This window comes from Pseudomonas quebecensis (assembly GCF_026410085.1).
GTDB classification, from domain to species: Bacteria; Pseudomonadota; Gammaproteobacteria; order Pseudomonadales; family Pseudomonadaceae; genus Aquipseudomonas; species Aquipseudomonas quebecensis.
The window spans coordinates 4,470,891-4,488,074 of the sequence record NZ_CP112866.1 but is presented as its reverse complement, the minus strand read 5'-3'; the positions used below and the strand labels follow the sequence as shown (position 1 = coordinate 4,488,074).

Sequence of the window (17,184 nt, the reverse complement as noted above, 5' to 3'; positions counted from 1 at the left end):
AAGGCCCCTTTTAGGAGGGGCTTTTTTGTGCCTGACTGGTTTAGGCCTGCTCTACCAGGTAGCGCTATTTCCAGCGGGTCACCTACAAGCGCATCTCCTTGATGACCCGCCTTAGCTCAGATCCTTGCGAAAGGGCGCGCCGGGCATCTTTGGTGAGCTGGTCGAGGGCTTGCTCCTCGAATGCCGCCGCCATTGCGCTTGCCTTCCTGATAATTAGTAGCGCCAGCTCCGGCGGAAACAGCACCTTGTCGGCTGGAAGATAATCACAGTCAATAACGGACACGGCTCTATCCTCGATGCGCGGTTGATGCTGGCGCCGGAATGAAGCGGGGCCAGCAGATGACCTGCAGATGTTACCAGCGGAACGTGAGCCGCTACTTGGAATCAGGGGGTTGGCCAAGCTGGCAGGCCGACCGGTTTCCGCCCCAGGGTGAGCAACTCGTTCACCTCCTGCTCCGACCTGCTGTCAGGTCTATGGAAGCTCCGATAAATACTTGACGAGCATCAAGCATTAGCACACCACCTATAAAGCTGGAAACTGCGCATTGCTTGGGCTGTGGGCAGCTTTCCCATGTTCTGTCGTCGGAAATCCGTCTAGGGCCTGTCTAGTATTGCCTGGTGCGCTAAGGATTTGTCTGGCCCGGTATTTCACCACCCCATCCCGCCAGCAGGGCCTTGATATTGATCGAGCATTTACCTTGACGGCCTCCTCCTAAATTCTTGACGAGGCTGGTGTTGGCCAAGACAAGCGAATGCCCGCAAAGCATTGCCCTACTTGGCTTTGAGCGTTCCCACTGCTGGTGTCGCCAGATAAATCCGTCAAGACCTGTCTAAAATTTCGTCAAGGTTCCGTCAAGGCTGGTCAAGGATTTTGGCCACGTTTGTTTGGTTCGTCCGTGAGCCACTTGTCCCGCAACTGACTGTCACGGCTCGCCCCTGTTTCTGGACGAGGTAGCTACCCGTCCGCGTGCCCGATCTGCCACCAGCCTTTGCAGGCTTCGGTCCGCGGGCCGGGCCGGAAGAACTGCGGCCTCTCCAGCCGTCCAGAGCCTGTCCAGAATCCTAACCAGCGTCACGACTGGCCCAGACTGCCGGCGACGGTCAGCTCGGCAATGCCCTGGCGAATGAACACCAGGTTCTCATCGAGCGTTTCGAGAGCGCCGCGCACGTTGTTGGCAATGTCTGCCGATCCGCGCTGCTCGACCCAGTTGGAAAGCTCCTCCACCGCGGCGCCCAAGGCGAGCTGGTTCTGATTGAGGCGGTCGAACAGGTTGGCGATCAGTTTGGTGTCCGTCATGGTGGGTCTCCGTGTTTCGAGAGATCGTAGCACCGGCGCCGTGAATGCCCGTAATCACCTTTCCGTGGTTTGCTTCCGCCTGCGTAAAAGTATCCTGGCGATGTGATACGGGATTCCCCACATCTAATGCGTGAGCCTTGCCCGCAAGGGCCTCTGCGGGTTCTTAGGCGGCCACGCTCGCAGAATCCGGCTCATGCCTTTCTCATATGAGCCGGAGGCTCGGTGAAGGGTTGTTAAGCGTAGCCGGACCTTTAGGCCAGAATCCGCCAGGGGGGGCGCTAGCTTGGTCCGTTTGTTTGACGGGGTCAAACGCGATAAGCCTCAGGCGCCCTCCATGCGAGGCTGCGTCTCATTACCAATTGGCATTCCTTCAAGTCGTGGTCAACACAATAAACGGCCTCAGCTTGTCAGAGTCTTAACAGTGAGTTGAGCTCAGCGCTAAGTGCTGGTGTGGATTTGCAGCAACTGCTTGAGGTTTGACCAGGTTGGGCGTCAATGAAAACATGCTATCATAGTGAGCTTTTTATTATTTATAGAGGTGCACATTGAGTAGAATATCAAAGTTAGAGTTTTATAACTCGCCCAAAAGTAATCAAAAGGTGGTTTTTGAGCTAGATAAGAAGTGCCAGTTTTTTGTTCTTACTGGATACAATGGTGCTGGTAAAAGCCGCATTATAAAAATCATGCAGGAGGCATTTTGCACTATTAGAGATACAAAGTTTGATTCTAATATCTCTCGCTGGGCATTTGATTGCACTTTTTCTGATGGGGGGAAAGTTCGTGCGTTAAAAATGGAGCAAGGTTCAGCTACAAAGGAAGAGGTGAATCAGCTTTTTGAAGATTTTTTTGATAAGGATTTATCTCTTGAAAAAGCGCTTGAGAATTCTATCAAGATGGTAAGCCAAGAAGTCTCTAAAACAAAGTATACAAAGTCTTCAACTAGCTCCGAGAAAAGAGAAGAGTTCTGTGGGAGCGGAGTGAAACTGCCTCCTAAGTTGTTGAGGATTACTAATCCTGATCTGTATGCGCATAATCTAAGCATGATTGCGTACATAGATGAAGCGATACATAGGAATTTTCCTTCAAAAGTTATGAGTAGCGTGATTCAGGGGGATCAGAATAACACAACAATCGATAAGACTTTAGCATCTCTAATTCATGAGTTTGTGATAAAGCATGCAATAGCTGATCAAGTAACGGGTCGTATTTCTTCGTTGTTTACAATGAAGGGAGGAAAGCTAACTTCTAGCTTGAATAAGGATAAAATTCGAGCAGCAGTGGAGGCTGCCGTAGAGCAGTTTAGTAATGTAACCAACTTTGAGGATAATGAGGTTTTTGAAGTTTTAAATACGTTTTATGGTATGACAGGGCGAAATTTGGTCTGGCACAATGATTCTATATGCTTAGATGTGAGGAATGAAGGCGTGATCCCTTTTGTAGATTTCTCAAAAGGCGAAAAAACCTTGCTCAATTTGATGCTTACCGTGTATCTAAATCAGGATGTATCTTTTTTCCTGTTGGATGAGCCCGATTTGTCTCTACATGTTGAGTGGCAACAGAAATTGCTGCCTGCTTTCCAAAAGCTTGCTCCTAAAGCGCAGTTTATAATCGGTACTCACTCGCCTTTTTTGGTCATGCACACTCAGTCAGAACAAGTTGTGAATTTGGCGAAAATTTATAAGGACCAAGGTATATGAATGAAGACAAGGATGTATCGTTTCCTGTCAGTGGAGGACTGGGTAAAGCTCTAATGTTGTTTAATATTGATGGGTCTGAGGCCCTTTATGTTGATGTTTGGGTTGAGGCATTAGCTGATAAATGGTTTTGGCAGGATTTTTTAAAAGCAAACGATAAGTTTAAATTTAATGTTAGAGGGCCAGATGAAGCGACGTCGGCGGATGGCAAAAAATCCACTGGTTGTGACCGTTTATTCGCTCTTGAAAAGCAAAAAGTATTGAGTCTTGGTAAGGATTGTATTTTCTGTATTGATAGTGATGACTCTTTTATAAAAAGCATGATTCCTGGCTATGTATCGAAAAAAAACACGCGGCCTCATGTATATGTAACAAATATATATGCTATTGATAATGCGTTTTTATCAGGTGAATATGTTGATCACGCATTTACAACATTGACCACGGTAGGTCCTCAACACCACAACCTGCTACCTTCCGATTTTATCAGTATGATTGCCAAGGAGGTGTGGGAAACCTATACGGGGATTTATTATTTAGAGGGTGTCAAGAGGGCGAAGGAATTTGGTCTTTCACATAAGCTTGTTTATGGAAAGGTTGAAAAACTTAGGAAGGCAAATGTCCAGAGTCTTAGCTCTTGTGCAGCTTATAAAGGTTTTGTTTCCAGTTTAAATGCACTGCAAGTCACTGTTGGAAAGGCTGTAACGGCGGTTGGGCGCGCTGAATATGAAAAATTTATTGAGGAACTCGCGGCGATAGGAGTAACACCGGATAGCTTTTTTCTTTTTATGAGGGGGCATAATTTATTTGATGCCGTCACTGATGCTTTTGAAGAAGTAAATAAAGTTTTTAAAAGTGCTGAGATAGCAAGAGTCAAAGCTTTATATAAAGATTATGAAGGTAAGGTGTCGCATGTTGAAGCCAGTTGGCTGCAGTTTTCATGTTATCTAAAAGTTAAATTTTCTCCAGGAAGGGTCGAAGTTCCTTTCTTGAAATCGACTTTAGATGCGCTAAGAACTAATTATTCATTGTTGCATTGAGTTTGAATTTCTTCAAATTTCAGGTGTGGAGTTGATTCGCTCTAATTGCGACTTCTGAGTTCGCGTGGACAGGTGTTGAATTCCCTGTCTGCGTTGTTTTCCAGATACCTTCGTCAGTTACTCGTCATCACCGCTTGAGCGAGTGAGTTACTACACCATCGACCGCAAGTCAGGCCAATTTGTACAATCGATGTATGGGGCTGTCAGGGGTATCAGAATGCCAGACAGCCTACTTTGATGCAGCCCACTCGGAGTAGGCCTCAGACGCCCAACCGGCTTGGATTCGGTCTCATGCCTGTCTCACAATCGCCAGCGATTCGGTAAAGGCCAGGTAAAAGTAGGCGGCCCGAAAGCGCCGTGTCCGTCTGGGGTCTGTCAGGGGTATCAGCGGCAAAGGTGCGCTTGTTTGACGGGCTGGCCACACGATAAGCCTCAGACGCCAAGCCGGCGTGGTTTTGGTCTGATGCCTATCTCGCATTCCGTCAAAGCGTAGTCAAAGTGGAGAGTCAGGTTTTACACGCATTGCGAAGCGCCGGGGGACCGTATGAATCTCCAAGGCCACACCCCATGCTTCCACCACCTCATCAGCGGAGAGCAGTCCGGTTGAGCTGACGCTTCCAGTCGCCTGGATCGTTATGTCCCCCAGCACAGCCATGTAGGCGGCGATGGTTTGTGGCAGAACTAGAAAACCGGAACCATGGCTGTCGTGAACCATGAGTTCGTCCCGGCCAAGTGAAACACTGTGGAGAAGTGCCCGATAAGTGCGATGGGTGAATTTGGACAGTTCCTGATAGAAGACTCTGCGTTCAGTAGCCGCCTCCACCCCGTCTAATGCTTCGATCAGCTTCCGGATTTCGCCATGAGAAATCGTATCGTTCGCGTACCACTTCTTCAAAGCCAATTCGGCCTTTGGGGATTCCGCGTGCAAATAGCGCATCACGTCGATCGCTTCAACTGCGTCACGGAAGACTCGCGCAACTGGGCGGTGTCGTGTCTCCTTCAGTAAGGCCACGCAGTCTAGGAGTGATGCCAGCAAGTCCATGGTGATTAGCCAAGTCGCCTTCTGCAGCGACTGCTCGTCGCGATGGTATTTCAGTGTGTGCGGCCTGAGGCGTTTGATGATTTCGCGAAGCAGGGCATCGCATTCCCTAAGGAATTGCCGTTGGGCTTCATGCTCATACGGGTTGTCATAGGCCTCTTGAGGATGTCGGCCCCAAACGATACTCGGCATTTTGTTCTCTCTGAAGTTTCCGATGTTCAATCATGAGTTTTTCCCCACTGAGGGTAAACGTCTTACGCCGGCCAGCCAGACAGTATTCCGGCGGGTGCGCAGTTTGCCAGTCAAAACTCCTGCTTTTGGTGGAAACCAAAGTGGAAACCAGATACTGATACCCCACTTTTGATGCCCAGCCTATCAACGATAGATGCACCTGAAGTGCCGATCCGTACATTTATTTGGCTGTGTTTTTAAGGCATCCTAGATTAGTCAGACCCCAAGGAGATGGATCGTGGCGATAGGTACCTGCAAGCTGACATTAAAGACTGGAACATTCGTCAAATCACACCTCATTCCACTGTGCTTTTCCGGCCCTAGTGAGGGGCAGTATTTCATTGATGGCGCACCAGGAGGTCGTCCGACCAGAAGACCAACTAGTTGGTACGATCGAGCTCTTGTAATTCGCAAGGGTGAAGATGTTCTTTCTGAGCTAGATAGCTCGGCTGCTATTGAACTACGAAAGGGGAAGTTGGTTTGGAGCGGTTGGTCTGGCGATAGCGATGTTCAGGAAGAGGTAACTCCAAATCCAGGTGAGAAATTTGGGCTTCGCACCGTTCCCGGCTTGGATGTTTTGAACCTAAGGGTTTTTTTCCTGAGTATCTTGTGGCGGGCAGCAGCTTCAAATCTTCCTCAATACGCCCATGTTCGACTTCCGGCTAATGAGCTAGAGCAGTTGCGGCTTATGGTGTTGCAAAAAAATCCCTACCCACTCAGCTTCCTGCCTGTTCAGCTGACGCAGCTTACTTCTCTAGGCCCCAGACACAACCTTGGGCCGTTGAAAATGAAGCTCCCGTTTAAGTTAGAGGTGGAAAAGGAAGAGCTGTTTTTGCAAAGTTATCGATTTTATTTTGACGGTCTTGTAGCAAATATTTTTTTCGATATGTCATTTGAGCTCTATGAGTCTATGTCTGCGATATATCTCGGCGGAGATGACAGCGTTCTTGCCGTATGTGTCCCATACGATGAGTCATTTCAAGCCTCTAATATCCAAAAGCACCAGTACGAAGCAGTAACAAATTATCCCGACACTATGATAAAGCTTTTGCGTTAATCCTGATTTTTGATGTTCATTTTTATTAATATTTTTCTGCCTCCAGCAGATCTACCATGGTTCGCATTGGCTGTTGCGAACCTCAGTGCGAACCTACTGCCGCTACGCCCCGAATGCGCACCAACCGTGCGTACTGAACTGCGCACTTCTTGTGCGCAATTTGCGCAGTTACTGCCCAACCAAGCAACAGGCGATGGTTGGCGTTAGATCATCTACATAGCGCCGGCCTTCAAGCGGCCCAAATTCATGGCTTTACGGTTTGAAGCCTTCCGAGGAAGGCAATTTGCAAATTGCCGCGCTCGGGACTTTTCTGATGGGGCACCGATCTGCTCCAGAGCTCGCATCGTCAACTGGTAGCGTACTGTGCAGTTATATGTTCAATTAGAAGCAGGTCAGCACGGCACATCGCCGTTGCGTACGAGCAAAATTTGCAGGGAGCAGTCATGAGAATGAAGGTAGCCTTAGCGGGCTGTGTTTTAGCACTTTTGTCGTTTAGCGCATCTGCCTTAAATGTTGCGATGAGTGTGAGTTCTGACGGTGACGGAAAGCCAACTATCTTCGGGAAAACTAACCTGCCTGATGAGACTGAATTGATAGTTGGCATCCAGTTGGTTGGTGGAAAGTACTTCGCGCAATCTGAGGCAACCGTTAAGGGCGGCAAGTTTTCGGCCGGAAAATTCTCTGATGGTGACGCCGCCTTACCTCCAGGCCTTTACACCATCGAGGTGAGTGCAGGGATGGCGGCAGTTCAGCCAGAAAGCGTTCAATCGGTTTTTGGTCGTGAGGGTGAGAATCTCAAAGGGCGATATGTGAAAACCCTAGGTGTAGGTGGTTCCTACGTAAACTTCAGCACCAAGATGCAGTTGCCTTAGACCGCGTCAGTACCGGCTTGAATTCGAGATCAGTTGCACTTCGATCATTGGCGCCTACCTGGTTGTGTAGAGCGTTGGACCAATGCCAACCCGTGGATACCAGAGTGGATACCGCGCGATCTGGTCAGCGCCTGCAACTCAGTAAAGGCTAACCCTCTGCTTCGTTTTATGCTCGATCTAGATCGGCATTTAGCTGCGCCCAGATGTCATGTAGCTCATCCTCGTATGTCTCGCCGAAGGCTACGCGCGCCGACACGAGGATCGCGATAGCATCAAGTCCCTCTTGTAGTTCAACGATCGGGATCAGAATTTCTTCTGGAATGTGTTTGACCTGTATGCGTGCGCCGTCCTTCGATTTTTTTGATGAGGAGCTGTATCTGGACCACGTCTCCGTTATCTCCACTTGCCCCATACTCTCTATCAAGCTGCCTAGCTCCGCTGGCGGCGGTGGGACGTTAAGCGCGGCGCAAAATTCTAGGAGGTGTCCATGGAGCTTTTTGAGGTCATGGCTTTTGCGCAAAGCATCTTTCAGATCGTCGCTTGGTTGCTCCTTAGATCGTCCTAAGTCGTTGCGAAGATCGGAAATATTGGTCAGCCATGACAGCAAGCTTTTCAACAATAATTCGATGGCGTGTCTCTGGAGGTAAAAGGCGGGCAACCCTACTTCATCCAGCGTCTCTGTCGCTCGTCCCTGTTCGATCAGTAGAGATGCTGAATGTAAGTAGGCTTGAAAGTAATTCGGGTGACGCCAAAAGCCACCAATCCGAGCCACGCCCGCTTCAAGATCACTCTTCCTTTGTTCAAGACTCTTACCCCCAATCATTACTTTTTGGGTGTCAAGGTTGGCGTGAAAAGGCTCATCAAATTTCGCCATGTCCAGCTCTCCTATTGGCTGATTGCCGCCGCTTACACATCCAGTGGTGCTGTTAACAATAGTCAAGGTTGACCGGCACCGGACGGCTCCCTGATGGAGATCCCTTTGATTGATGTAGCAACGCGAGTGGGTTACTTGTGGTGGTTACGGACTGGTCTGGTCCACGCCGGCGACTTGTCAAAACTTTACATAGGGCCAGCGTGGAACCTGACAAAGCCTGAGACCAAGCGCGTGGCCGAATTCCGTAAAGATCATGCCATCAGAACTTCCTCAACAACGGGAAGCGAGGCTTTGAATTGCTTCCCGTTTGAGATTTTTTGAAATCCAAAAGGTGTCGACATGAGCACACGTCCAAAATCATTTTCTGGAATTGGCCCTGGGTTCCACAATTGATGCTTCTCTACTTCAGCTACAAGATCTGCAAATTGCTGGTCACTCTCGAATTCCACTATCAGAACCTCAAAGCCCATTGTTGAGATCTCTGCAATGAGCCCGGGCGGCAAGTCCGCGCCTGGTTCAATGTAAGCCGCCACCATACGCCCGCCCAAGCGGTCATTAATCCGCTTCTGTCGTTCATACGCAGCATCGTATTGTGGGCCAGGCGCATCGCTAGAAAGGGAGAATCCCCCATCATCGGATAATTCGATTTTCCAGGCCATGGGTGGGTTCTCGCTGAACCTTCCGACAATAGTTCGGGCCGGGCGAAATGACTCTGCAATTTCCTGTTGGAAGGATTGGAGCATTTCAAAGAAGAAAATTGCTATCTGTAAAGCCTCTCCGATCTCTGCGTGGGAGACAATGACTGGCTGGCCTCCGTTTCTTCGCCTTACTCGCAATCCTTCAGGAACGAGAGTGTAGTCGGCATGCGCTATGGCATTTCTGATGTCGTCCCGAAAGGTGGTCTCTAACAACCTCGCCAGGCTGCTCATACCTATTTCAGTCGCAACCCGTGCTAGGTGCCGAAACATCGCGTTAGCGTTTGGGCCGATTATAGCTCTGGGTTCAGGACGCACTCGGACGAGCTTTTGAAACGGCCAGAGGTTGTAAGCCTTCAACTGAGGGATCTGCATGGTGTTCAACAACCCCTCGTACACACCACCTGCCTCGGCAAGATGCGCGTATAGGCATAGCACTTGGCGAAGCTCGGCCCGAGTCAATGGCTCCCCCTTTGACCCGAGGACTTTCAGCTCATGGAAAACCTCGTGGGCAGTGGCGACAGTACTCCAGCCAGCATCCTGCATTCCTCGAAACTCGCCGAAAAGACCTGCGGCGGTGTCGATTTCATTGATTTTGCGCACATAGGCAAACAAATAGGTAAGCTGGGTGTTCAGCTCTCGAAGATAGGCTTGAGCTTCCATGTTTTGCCTCTGAATGCATGTGGTTGCTAACGGGTTACGATTAAGCAGAGTGGTTACTTTTGGTGGTTACCCGAGTGGTTACCGGCGAAGCTGCGAGACAGACGATTTGGTCTGAGTGAGACCATATCGTCTGTCGCGATCAGTCAGTTAAATGGAGCTCGGGCGTATGTCCGTTCCATTTTGAGTACCCGAAATCCTGAATTTTTGGGTTTCTCCTGAGCTGACCTCGGCTGCCGTTTCCTTCACGGGCTGACCGATCTGCATTGCACAGAGGCCGTTGCCTTCGTCATCGCCGGCAATGCCAACGATATGCCGACCTGGCTTGACCTTGAATTTCACAATTTCGCCGGTGTCGATGCGGGCGACCTTTTTTCCGTCGATGAGCACGGTGGCCAAGCAGCCGCCAGACGCCCAAAAACCGTTGTCTCGACTAACTGCCAGTGTCGCACCACCAGGAACGTCTGACTGATAGGCGTAGACCCTGTCGGCAGGCACCCGCTTTGCAGAGCCAGGCGCTACTGGTGTGCTTGAACATCCAGCCAGTAGTGCGAAGGTGACGGTGGCGAGCAAAATCCTGTGCATATTTCTTCCTCCGGGGTTGATGGATCACTTTACACCAGCACCCCTACATCTGGTCTTCGGCGTAAATGGCAGCGCTGATGATCGCTCCGCCTATCCGCCGTTTGCCGTAACAGAGCGGCACCGGGTTGCCACTGGCCGTGGTGTTCTTGGCGCTGCCGAAGGCGTACCCGGGGGTGTTCTCTGGTGCGGCACTGGTCTTGAGACCGCCGGCCTGGGGGCTGAGCATTTGGATAACACCACCAGCAGCGAGAGCAATCCCTGGGGCAAGCGTAGCGCCGTTGGTGAACGGACTAGCCACGATCAACACAATTCCGATGATGGTCTGAAGTATCCCAGCACGCTTGCTACCGGTGATCACGGGGACGACCCGTATCTCCTTGGCTCCGCCGAGTGTCAGCTCGGATTCGCCAACATTCTTCCTGTTGCGGAAAATTGCGAACTCCAGACCGATGGAGCGTGCTCGCGCGATATCGCTCAGGAACCCTGGGTGATTCACATCTATTGCCCTCAGCGCCTCCCTGGTGTCGCCATGAGCGGATAGGGCATAGGTGTGTCTACGGCCGTACTTTTTGGCCAGTGAACCGCTGAGCAGAATGGTTGTGCGCGGTGAATATTCGATGGCAGTCATACCCGATCCTCAGCGTAAATAGCAGCGCTGATGATCGCGCCACCCCAGCGGCGATGGCCGATGCAAAGAGGTACGGGCAAGCCTGATGCCACGGTGTTTTTTGCACCACCAAAGGCATAGCCAGGAGTATTCTCGGGCGCGGCGCTAGACTTCAAGCCCTGGGCTTGCGGGCTCAACATCTGAATTACGCCGCCGGCGGCCAGCGCGATACCCGGCGCAAGTGTTGCGCCATTTGTGAAAGGGCTCATAACGATCAGTACAGCCCCTATGATCGTTTGCAAGATACCTGCCCGCTTACTGCCGACGATCACGGGGGCGATAATGATGTCGCCATGGCCTTGATAATTGAGCTCACTTTCACCGATGTTTTTCTTTCCTCGGAAAACAGCAAACACAAGTCCGCGCGACCTGGCGTTTGAGATGAATCGCTCAAGGCCGGGAATCTGCACGCACAGCGCTTTCAAGGCTTCCGCTGGCGTGCGCACGGCAAGGTCGTAGGACCTGCCGAACTGCCGGAGTTGTCCGTAGAGCTTGATGGTGGTCATAGGGGAGTTATCGAATGCGGTAGCGGCCATGTGGCCTCCTATACGGTGATCGAAGGGGCAGGTAGCCCAAGGCGAATGGCGAGTACTGCGCGCGACATATGCGCCTGGTCGATGGTCAATTGTTCCTGGCGCGGGTCGTAGTTCCACACCCGGTTGTAGATTGTTTCGCTTGCCCTGGCGCCGCGGAATGTTCCCCGCATCAGGTCCGCCGAAACCCGGGCTTCTTCCTCAGTGAAGTAGGGGCCGTCTATGGTCACTTGCTGGCCATTGCGAACGTGCTGGACCTCCCACACCAGGTAGCCTGCGTCCGGCCCCTGAATCAGCTCGTAGGGTTTGAATTTAAGTGTGTTGCATGCGTCGGTGAATCGCTCCTGATAGGTGGGCGTGTGGCCCGCTGTGTTGCTGTCTTGGTCAGTCATGTTTTCCTCAATGCGCCGCTGGCGCTGATCATGGGCAGTTGCCCGATGGTGTTGCTCGGTGTCGCGCCACGTTTTCGTGATTCGCAAAACGTGGCGCGCAAAATGGTCATTTGCCGACGATGCTTAGGGCGGGCGGCAGCTTTGGGCCGAACGGCGCGCCAGGGGCGAACGGGTCGGGTAGTTGGTCTTCTGGGCATTCCCTGATGAACCGGATCATCGCGGCGTGGCAGGCGCGATACAGCGGGCCACCGGCGCCCCATTCGTCGCTCTTGCGGTCGGCGCTATCCTCCAGTTGGGATAGGTAGGCCACTCCGCGAAGGCTGGTGTCACCGTCTGCGCTGGCATCCTGGCGATGTACTGGGTTGACGCCCAGCAGATCGCACATCTGGTCGAAGCCCAGCGCCTGTGCCAGCCCCTTGCGGTCGAACATCAGTGATTGGCCAAACCCAGCAAGTGCGCTCCACGCTCCGCTGCGGATGGCCTCTTGGTGTTCCTGGGCTCGCTCCTCCAATTCATCAATGGCCTGCCGGGTGAAGGGGAGGAATGCTTTCAACTTGCCCGCCTGCCGGCGGAGGGCTCGCCGCTCACTGCGGATAGCGTCGAGTTGGTCAGCAATGGCGCGACAGATTCGCCGGGTGGTGATGAGCTGCGTGGTAGCGCTAATGCCTGGCTTCAAAGCGATGTTGCACAAGCGGGTGATAAGGCTTGGCGTCATTGGTGCGCCTCCATAGGTGTGTCGTCGTAGCTGGCGCGCAGGTGGACGCCAGCCGTGCAATGGCGGCCGGTGGGCGCGTAGCAACTCCGACAAACCATGATGTGGTTGAGGTAATGGTCACGGGCTTGACGCCATTCGGGCGTGGCGGTGGCGGCGCTTGCGTGTGGGCTGGTGATGAGCCGGGTAGTGCGCTCGACTGGGTTGGCCAGCACCAGGCGCGGGCGAGGTTCATGGCGACTCCGCAAAATTGCGGAGTCGGTACCGGCAATGGCTGGGGGCATATGATCGAGCAGGCCGGAAAGGAGACTCATGGCGTCACCTCGGCCTGATTGCTCCATTGCCCATATGTGTCTCTAGAAAAAAATCGGGGGAACGGGGGAACAGTGGGAACAGCCAATGTTTCCGGGGCTTTCAGAGGGGGTTTCTGTTCCCCACGTTTTTTTGTGGGGAACGGTGATAACCAAATTATCGAAAACGCAGGCGCGCTTATATTCAAAAACATGTTTGTGTTCCCCCCTGTCCCCATACATTCAATAAGGGGGAACAGCCACAGCCCACGGTTTTACTGGTTGTACCCCCGTTCCCCCTGTTCCCCACGTTTATAGGTTCCTGTGAACTCGGGCACTCATATTTGGTGGATATGGAGGTCATGCGCCGCCCCCTTCGCTGTCCATAGCCTCTGGGTCGATGACGTACAGGCGCGCCGATCCGCCGGCGGGGATGCGGTACTTTTTGGTTTTGCGGCTATCGCGGTCGGTGTCGCGTTTGGCCAGGGCCCCGCCAACCTCCAATGCCTTGACCACGCGGGTGAGGCCGAACCCATGGGCGGCCTCGATCAGCGCGGACTTGTTGAACAGATAGAGCCGTTTGCCGGCCACCAGCTCCCAGTACCCGGCGCGGTTGAATACCTTGGCGTCCACCTCTGCTGCGTCGACATCGGAGAATCGGCTGCTGCCGTGCTTGTCGATAAAATCGATGATGCCGGCCAGGATCTGGCGGTCTTCCGCGTTGCCCCCGCCGACACGGGAGAGCCATTCCCCGTAGAGCAAGCGGCAGTCGGAGAGGGCGGTGCCCGGCTCCCATGGCAACAGGCCGTAGGCGATGGCCATCTCGCCCGCCAGCGCGATCACGGCGAACCGGTCAGCCACGCGGCCGGCCTGGGCGTTGTCCTCGACGAACTGGGCGCGGATGCCGTCAAAGTCACTGAGCAGCCCGGGCTTATCGTCGGCGGCGACCAGGCACTCCACAAACGCTGGTCCAAGATGGCCGTGGTGGGCGCCTACCGCTACGGTGAGCTGGCGGTGAAAGTCTGCCCCCTCAAGCCCGTGCAATTCGTCGAAGGCCCGGTGTGTGCGGGTACCGGCGTTCACGTCGACCATGCGTAACTCAGCGCCAGCGTGGGCGGCATTGCCGGATATGGCCGCGTGCTCAGAGAGGGAGCGCTCGCCGCTGGAGAGTGTCAGCAGGCGCCAGCTCAATTTGGCGCGGCCTTCGCGCTCTCGGGTCATGGTGCCTTTGCCCTGGCCGTTGGCGAGGGAGTAGGCCATTTCCTGTACGCGCTTGGGGTCGGCGCGCTTGATCTCATCCAAGGGCAGGATGGTGTCATTGCGGCTCGACGCCTCGATCTCCAGGCCGCCCTTGGTCATGTCCCAACTGGCGGCGAACACGCCTGGGTCGCCCCATACCGACGATCCGATCAGTTGCGCCAGCGACTTACCGCTCGAGCTATCGCCCACCAGGTGAACACCGCCACCTAGCACGCCGACCAAACTCAGCAGTGGGCCAGCCAGCGAGCAGCCGATCGCGAGTGTCAGCACCGGGTTGCCCGCGCACCTGGCGGCTACCTCCGATTGCCACAGCGCCAGCTCGCCGCGCCGGCTGAAAAGTACCTGAGCCTTGTTGCTGGCCTGGTACCGCACATTGGCGCTACCGATGGTTCGCCCAGGCAGCACGAACGCTCCCGATTCATGCCAGCCCGGCCGGCTGGTGGTGGCAAACACTTCTGCAGGATGCTGGTCGAGCAGGTACTCCATGAACGTGCCGCGTTTCTTGAGGGCGATAATGACGCCCATCCCGAACAATGCGCGCCGGGCGTCCTCGCCGCTGCCGCCGAACACTTCCATGGCGATGATCCATTCCTTGATGCCGCCCTCAGTTACCAGGCGCAGCAACCGCCCCTCGCTGCCGTCGTCGCTGTTGGTGGTTCGGGCCACGACTGTGACAGGGCTGGAGATCCACTCATCGGTGATAGGCCGGTCGCCGGTATCGCCCTCGGCGTCGTCCTGGTCAGCGGCGGCGCGCTTGAAGCTATGCCAGTAAACGCCCGGGCGCAGCTTGCGGCCCTTCTCATTGATCACCCAATGCTCATACACCGCCCAGCACGGGCGATCTGGCGCAATGGTCGCGGCGTCCGGCCGAAGGTTGATCACGTTGGTGTCAGGCTTGGACATGGGCGAGTTTCCAGTTGGCGAGGTCGTTGAAGTCGGTGAGGTCGTCGGGTGCGCCTTCCGGCCACTCAGGGAAAGCCACTTGGCCACCCACTGCCGCTGCCGCCGCGTTTGCCGCTGCGCGTCCCGGGTTGCCATCGGTGAGCCGGTCGTCGTCGCCGGCGATGACGATTGGCTGGCTTGGGTAGCGAGCGCGAAGTGCCATCGCCGCCGGGATCAAGTTGCCCGCGTTCATGGCAGCGGCAACGACATAGCCGCCGTGCTGGTGGAGGCTGGCGGCCGTCGCCCACCCTTCGCAGATGCAAAGCACAGAACCTGGCTCGATGATGCCCAGCGGCGAATAGGTGCCCTTGATCCGGCCGCCGAACAGGAAGCGCTTCTCGCCGTCCGGCCCGATCCTTTGCAGGTTGACCAAGCGCCCATCCAGGTACAGCGGGATCAGCAGGTCAGTGCCACGCTGGCGCAGGCCGTAGGAGCGAACCGCCTTGGTGATCAGATACGGGTGGTCGGGTGAGGCGCGGCGCGCATTGCGCCACCAGTGATTAGCCTTCTCGGCGGCCTGCTGCTGGCGCCGGTGTTGCTCGGCTTCGCGCTGGCGCCGGGCTTGGTCAACTCGCTCGCGGATCTGGGCCGCTTCGCGGGCGTCCACCGGTTCGCGACTACACCAGGTGCTGGCGCCGCCGGCTTTCCAACTGCCGAACGCGCCGGATGCGATGCCGTCCAGGTACAGCACATACCAGCCGTTGAGAGAGCCGGGCCTATCCGCCGGCAAACGGAACCGGTGGATTGCACCGTCGGGCTCTGGTAGCCAGTCGAGAGGGCCATAGACGGCCTGGAGCGCTTCGCGGAATAGGATCGTTGCGTCAGTCATGCGGCCCCCTTCGGCGGGGTAAACCGCTTGGCCAAGTTCTCCAGTTTCTGAGTCAGGCGCTCCAACTCATTGCATTGGCGGTCTTGGTCGCCTCCCGAGATTCGCAGTTCCAGGAAGCCGACCAGGGTTTCCACCAGCAGCACATAGCTGGCGCTGTCGATATGAGCGCCAGCAGCGGGTGGCCCGCCACTGCCCTTGCGCTTGATGGGGGTGACGTTACCCATGGCTGACCTCCCGGCGATCAACGTCAGCAAAGGCCCGGCAAACTTGACCGTTGTTCACACCGTGCCAGCGGGTAATGTCGTCGATTGAATCAACCAGGCAGGCCGTCACCTGGGCGCCAGCACTGCGCATAACAAGTCGCCCGCACTCAGCGTCGGCCTCGGTCAAGAATGGTCCCAGCAACGCCTTGGGCACCTTCGGGTGCGTGACGTAAAACAGTTCGATAGTTTTCTTCAGGCAAGCCTTCGGCGTACCCGCGTTTTTGCAGGTTTGGTTGTTCATGATTTTTTAAGCCTCTACTGGGTCTTTCGGCTTGAACCGTTCGGAGCCATTTCGCATTGCGCGCAAGCCAATCACCGCAGCCCTGGCTACGCGATCTATAAAGCCGATTTCAAGGTTCGTATATCGCCCACCCATGCCGCACAAGGCGAACTGAATGGCGCCGAATGCTTCGGTTTCATCATGCGCGGCCAGCTCGGTGATCTCGTAATCGAAGCAAGCAAGGCCCTTTTCCCAATCGGCAGCTACGCCAGGGTTGTTCCGGGGCCAGTTGATGAGCCTGCCCATGTCGTCGCGCTTGGTGAAACTGAGGTCATCCCGCGTTTGGATTGCCGTTTTCATTCGTCACCCCCGGCGCCTAGGCCAGCGCACCCTGACAGAGCGGCGGAAATTGCCTCGCGGTTGCAGTCGGCGGTGTTGGCGCCGTCAGCGGCTAGGTTCCACGCGACGTCTACCAGATTGCGGACGTGCTGACTCGTGCCCTTGTCTGCCAATGCGGCATAGAGAACGGCCTCAACCTTGCGTAGGGCGATCTGGGCGCTTTCGAGATCCTCAAGCGTGTCGTGGGCAATCTCTTGGATGGTGCGGGCGTGAGCATTCATTGCACACCCCCGGCAGACTCTAGGGAGCGGGCAATGCCCATGTGGTGCGAGTAACGCTTGAGGCGGGTTGCGAGGCTGGAGTTTGCGCGGAGGGCGCTCAGGGCCATGCGGCGGTGAGCAAAGGCGCGAATCGCGGACGGACTTAGGGTAGGCATCGGTGTAGCTCCTAACGTTGAGGAACTGCCACCGTTCGCGGCCAAGCGAATTAGGGTGGCAGGTTGCGCGGGGTTGGCCGACCGGGACGTTAGGAACCCGGCACACCCGAAGGTGTCCCCACGCAACCCGCCATAACACGTAACTGCGGGCACAAAAAAAGCGCCAGCAATCGTAATGGGGGCGCTATTGCGCCTAACGTTCCTCGAGCGGCCAAGCCCGATCGCTGAATTTGCAGCGACGGGCAAACCATACCGAC

General features: G+C 54.8%; 21 protein-coding genes. 4 read left to right on the top strand and 17 right to left on the bottom strand.

Translation table 11 applies throughout. From position 1 onward, the window contains the following. Positions 1-82: 82 nt before the first annotated feature. The gene (locus tag OSC50_RS20970; protein ID WP_266245835.1) at positions 83-283 is read right to left on the bottom strand and encodes a hypothetical protein; all 201 of its coding nucleotides are present in this window, start codon (positions 281-283) and stop codon (positions 83-85) included. Between the two features lie 789 nt (positions 284-1,072). Next, positions 1,073-1,297, bottom strand: coding sequence for a hypothetical protein (locus OSC50_RS20965; protein ID WP_078827578.1), 225 nt, complete (start codon positions 1,295-1,297; stop codon positions 1,073-1,075). A 545-nt stretch (positions 1,298-1,842) separates the two neighbouring features. Here OSC50_RS20965 and OSC50_RS20960 point away from each other — a divergent pair. Further along, on the top strand, positions 1,843-2,994 hold the full coding sequence (locus OSC50_RS20960) for an AAA family ATPase (RefSeq protein WP_266245839.1): 1,152 nt from the start codon (positions 1,843-1,845) through the stop codon (positions 2,992-2,994). Then, complete coding sequence (locus OSC50_RS20955) at positions 2,991-4,031, top strand: hypothetical protein (RefSeq protein WP_266245841.1); 1,041 nt, start codon at positions 2,991-2,993, stop codon at positions 4,029-4,031. Before OSC50_RS20960 ends, OSC50_RS20955 begins: the two co-directional genes overlap by 4 nt. Positions 4,032-4,524: 493 nt before the next feature. On the opposite strand, the gene OSC50_RS20950 is transcribed toward OSC50_RS20955, so the two are convergent. Further along, the gene (locus OSC50_RS20950; protein ID WP_266245843.1) at positions 4,525-5,262 is read right to left on the bottom strand and encodes a hypothetical protein; all 738 of its coding nucleotides are present in this window, start codon (positions 5,260-5,262) and stop codon (positions 4,525-4,527) included. Positions 5,263-5,539: 277 nt separating this feature from the next. Here OSC50_RS20950 and OSC50_RS20945 point away from each other — a divergent pair, with 277 nt between their 5' ends. Then, positions 5,540-6,358 carry a hypothetical protein gene (locus OSC50_RS20945; protein WP_266245845.1) on the top strand — a complete coding sequence of 273 codons (819 nt, stop codon included), beginning with the start codon at positions 5,540-5,542 and terminating at the stop codon, positions 6,356-6,358. Positions 6,359-6,801: 443 nt separating this feature from the next. Beyond that, positions 6,802-7,230, top strand: coding sequence for a hypothetical protein (locus tag OSC50_RS20940; RefSeq protein ID WP_266245847.1), 429 nt, complete (start codon positions 6,802-6,804; stop codon positions 7,228-7,230). A gap of 166 nt (positions 7,231-7,396) precedes the next feature. Here the strand turns inward: OSC50_RS20940 and OSC50_RS20935 are convergent, their stop codons facing one another. From OSC50_RS20935 to OSC50_RS20870, 14 genes are all read right to left on the bottom strand, one after another. After that, positions 7,397-8,104: a hypothetical protein gene (locus OSC50_RS20935; protein ID WP_266245849.1), complete on the bottom strand. Its 708-nt coding sequence runs from the start codon at positions 8,102-8,104 to the stop codon at positions 7,397-7,399. A 251-nt stretch (positions 8,105-8,355) separates the two neighbouring features. Next, positions 8,356-9,462 carry a hypothetical protein gene (locus OSC50_RS20930; RefSeq protein WP_266245851.1) on the bottom strand — a complete coding sequence of 369 codons (1,107 nt, stop codon included), beginning with the start codon at positions 9,460-9,462 and terminating at the stop codon, positions 8,356-8,358. Between the two features lie 147 nt (positions 9,463-9,609). Beyond that, positions 9,610-10,044 (bottom strand): hypothetical protein, encoded by a 435-nt coding sequence (locus OSC50_RS20925; protein ID WP_125969312.1) that lies wholly within the window; start codon positions 10,042-10,044, stop codon positions 9,610-9,612. Positions 10,045-10,087: 43 nt separating this feature from the next. After that, complete coding sequence (locus OSC50_RS20920; protein WP_125969313.1) at positions 10,088-10,672, bottom strand: tail assembly protein; 585 nt, start codon at positions 10,670-10,672, stop codon at positions 10,088-10,090. Then, entirely contained in the window at positions 10,669-11,247 is a 579-nt protein-coding gene (locus tag OSC50_RS20915) for a tail assembly protein (protein WP_266245854.1), read from the bottom strand. Before OSC50_RS20915 ends, OSC50_RS20920 begins: the two co-directional genes overlap by 4 nt. Before the next feature lie 8 nt (positions 11,248-11,255). Then, entirely contained in the window at positions 11,256-11,636 is a 381-nt protein-coding gene (locus OSC50_RS20910; RefSeq protein ID WP_266245856.1) for a hypothetical protein, read from the bottom strand. Positions 11,637-11,742: 106 nt separating this feature from the next. Then, the gene (locus tag OSC50_RS20905) at positions 11,743-12,351 is read right to left on the bottom strand and encodes a hypothetical protein (protein WP_266245857.1); all 609 of its coding nucleotides are present in this window, start codon (positions 12,349-12,351) and stop codon (positions 11,743-11,745) included. Continuing rightward, complete coding sequence (locus tag OSC50_RS20900; protein WP_266245858.1) at positions 12,348-12,662, bottom strand: hypothetical protein; 315 nt, start codon at positions 12,660-12,662, stop codon at positions 12,348-12,350. Before OSC50_RS20900 ends, OSC50_RS20905 begins: the two co-directional genes overlap by 4 nt. A 336-nt stretch (positions 12,663-12,998) precedes the next feature. Then, positions 12,999-14,801, bottom strand: a complete 1,803-nt coding sequence (locus OSC50_RS20895) for a DUF927 domain-containing protein (RefSeq protein WP_266245859.1) — start codon at positions 14,799-14,801, stop codon at positions 12,999-13,001. Beyond that, positions 14,788-15,669 (bottom strand): toprim domain-containing protein, encoded by an 882-nt coding sequence (locus OSC50_RS20890; protein WP_266245861.1) that lies wholly within the window; start codon positions 15,667-15,669, stop codon positions 14,788-14,790. Before OSC50_RS20890 ends, OSC50_RS20895 begins: the two co-directional genes overlap by 14 nt. Continuing rightward, complete coding sequence (locus OSC50_RS20885; protein ID WP_266245862.1) at positions 15,666-15,893, bottom strand: hypothetical protein; 228 nt, start codon at positions 15,891-15,893, stop codon at positions 15,666-15,668. The genes OSC50_RS20890 and OSC50_RS20885 overlap by 4 nt, the downstream gene beginning before the upstream one ends. Continuing rightward, a complete protein-coding gene (locus tag OSC50_RS20880; RefSeq protein ID WP_266245863.1) occupies positions 15,886-16,173 on the bottom strand; it encodes a hypothetical protein in 288 nt (95 codons plus the stop codon). Before OSC50_RS20880 ends, OSC50_RS20885 begins: the two co-directional genes overlap by 8 nt. A 6-nt stretch (positions 16,174-16,179) precedes the next feature. Then, positions 16,180-16,512 carry a hypothetical protein gene (locus tag OSC50_RS20875; RefSeq protein ID WP_090367430.1) on the bottom strand — a complete coding sequence of 111 codons (333 nt, stop codon included), beginning with the start codon at positions 16,510-16,512 and terminating at the stop codon, positions 16,180-16,182. Then, entirely contained in the window at positions 16,509-16,772 is a 264-nt protein-coding gene (locus OSC50_RS20870; protein ID WP_266245866.1) for a hypothetical protein, read from the bottom strand. Before OSC50_RS20870 ends, OSC50_RS20875 begins: the two co-directional genes overlap by 4 nt. Between the last annotated feature and the right edge of the window lie 412 nt (positions 16,773-17,184).

What these genes read in the sequence shown, in the direction of transcription:
- OSC50_RS20900 (WP_266245858.1), bottom strand. Translation starts at nt 12,662, where the DNA reads ATGAGTCTCCTTTCCGGCCTGCTCGATCATATGCCCCCAGCCATTGCC.
- OSC50_RS20930 (WP_266245851.1), bottom strand. Translation starts at nt 9,462, where the DNA reads ATGGAAGCTCAAGCCTATCTTCGAGAGCTGAACACCCAGCTTACCTAT.
- OSC50_RS20925 (WP_125969312.1), bottom strand. Translation starts at nt 10,044, where the DNA reads ATGCACAGGATTTTGCTCGCCACCGTCACCTTCGCACTACTGGCTGGA.
- OSC50_RS20895 (WP_266245859.1), bottom strand. Translation starts at nt 14,801, where the DNA reads ATGTCCAAGCCTGACACCAACGTGATCAACCTTCGGCCGGACGCCGCG.
- OSC50_RS20965 (WP_078827578.1), bottom strand. Translation starts at nt 1,297, where the DNA reads ATGACGGACACCAAACTGATCGCCAACCTGTTCGACCGCCTCAATCAG.
- OSC50_RS20910 (WP_266245856.1), bottom strand. Translation starts at nt 11,636, where the DNA reads ATGACTGACCAAGACAGCAACACAGCGGGCCACACGCCCACCTATCAG.
- OSC50_RS20950 (WP_266245843.1), bottom strand. Translation starts at nt 5,262, where the DNA reads ATGCCGAGTATCGTTTGGGGCCGACATCCTCAAGAGGCCTATGACAAC.
- OSC50_RS20870 (WP_266245866.1), bottom strand. Translation starts at nt 16,772, where the DNA reads ATGAATGCTCACGCCCGCACCATCCAAGAGATTGCCCACGACACGCTT.
- OSC50_RS20890 (WP_266245861.1), bottom strand. Translation starts at nt 15,669, where the DNA reads ATGACTGACGCAACGATCCTATTCCGCGAAGCGCTCCAGGCCGTCTAT.
- OSC50_RS20880 (WP_266245863.1), bottom strand. Translation starts at nt 16,173, where the DNA reads ATGAACAACCAAACCTGCAAAAACGCGGGTACGCCGAAGGCTTGCCTG.
- OSC50_RS20915 (WP_266245854.1), bottom strand. Translation starts at nt 11,247, where the DNA reads ATGGCCGCTACCGCATTCGATAACTCCCCTATGACCACCATCAAGCTC.
- OSC50_RS20905 (WP_266245857.1), bottom strand. Translation starts at nt 12,351, where the DNA reads ATGACGCCAAGCCTTATCACCCGCTTGTGCAACATCGCTTTGAAGCCA.
- OSC50_RS20940 (WP_266245847.1), top strand. Translation starts at nt 6,802, where the DNA reads ATGAGAATGAAGGTAGCCTTAGCGGGCTGTGTTTTAGCACTTTTGTCG.
- OSC50_RS20920 (WP_125969313.1), bottom strand. Translation starts at nt 10,672, where the DNA reads ATGACTGCCATCGAATATTCACCGCGCACAACCATTCTGCTCAGCGGT.
- OSC50_RS20875 (WP_090367430.1), bottom strand. Translation starts at nt 16,512, where the DNA reads ATGAAAACGGCAATCCAAACGCGGGATGACCTCAGTTTCACCAAGCGC.
- OSC50_RS20935 (WP_266245849.1), bottom strand. Translation starts at nt 8,104, where the DNA reads ATGGCGAAATTTGATGAGCCTTTTCACGCCAACCTTGACACCCAAAAA.
- OSC50_RS20885 (WP_266245862.1), bottom strand. Translation starts at nt 15,893, where the DNA reads ATGGGTAACGTCACCCCCATCAAGCGCAAGGGCAGTGGCGGGCCACCC.
- OSC50_RS20955 (WP_266245841.1), top strand. Translation starts at nt 2,991, where the DNA reads ATGAATGAAGACAAGGATGTATCGTTTCCTGTCAGTGGAGGACTGGGT.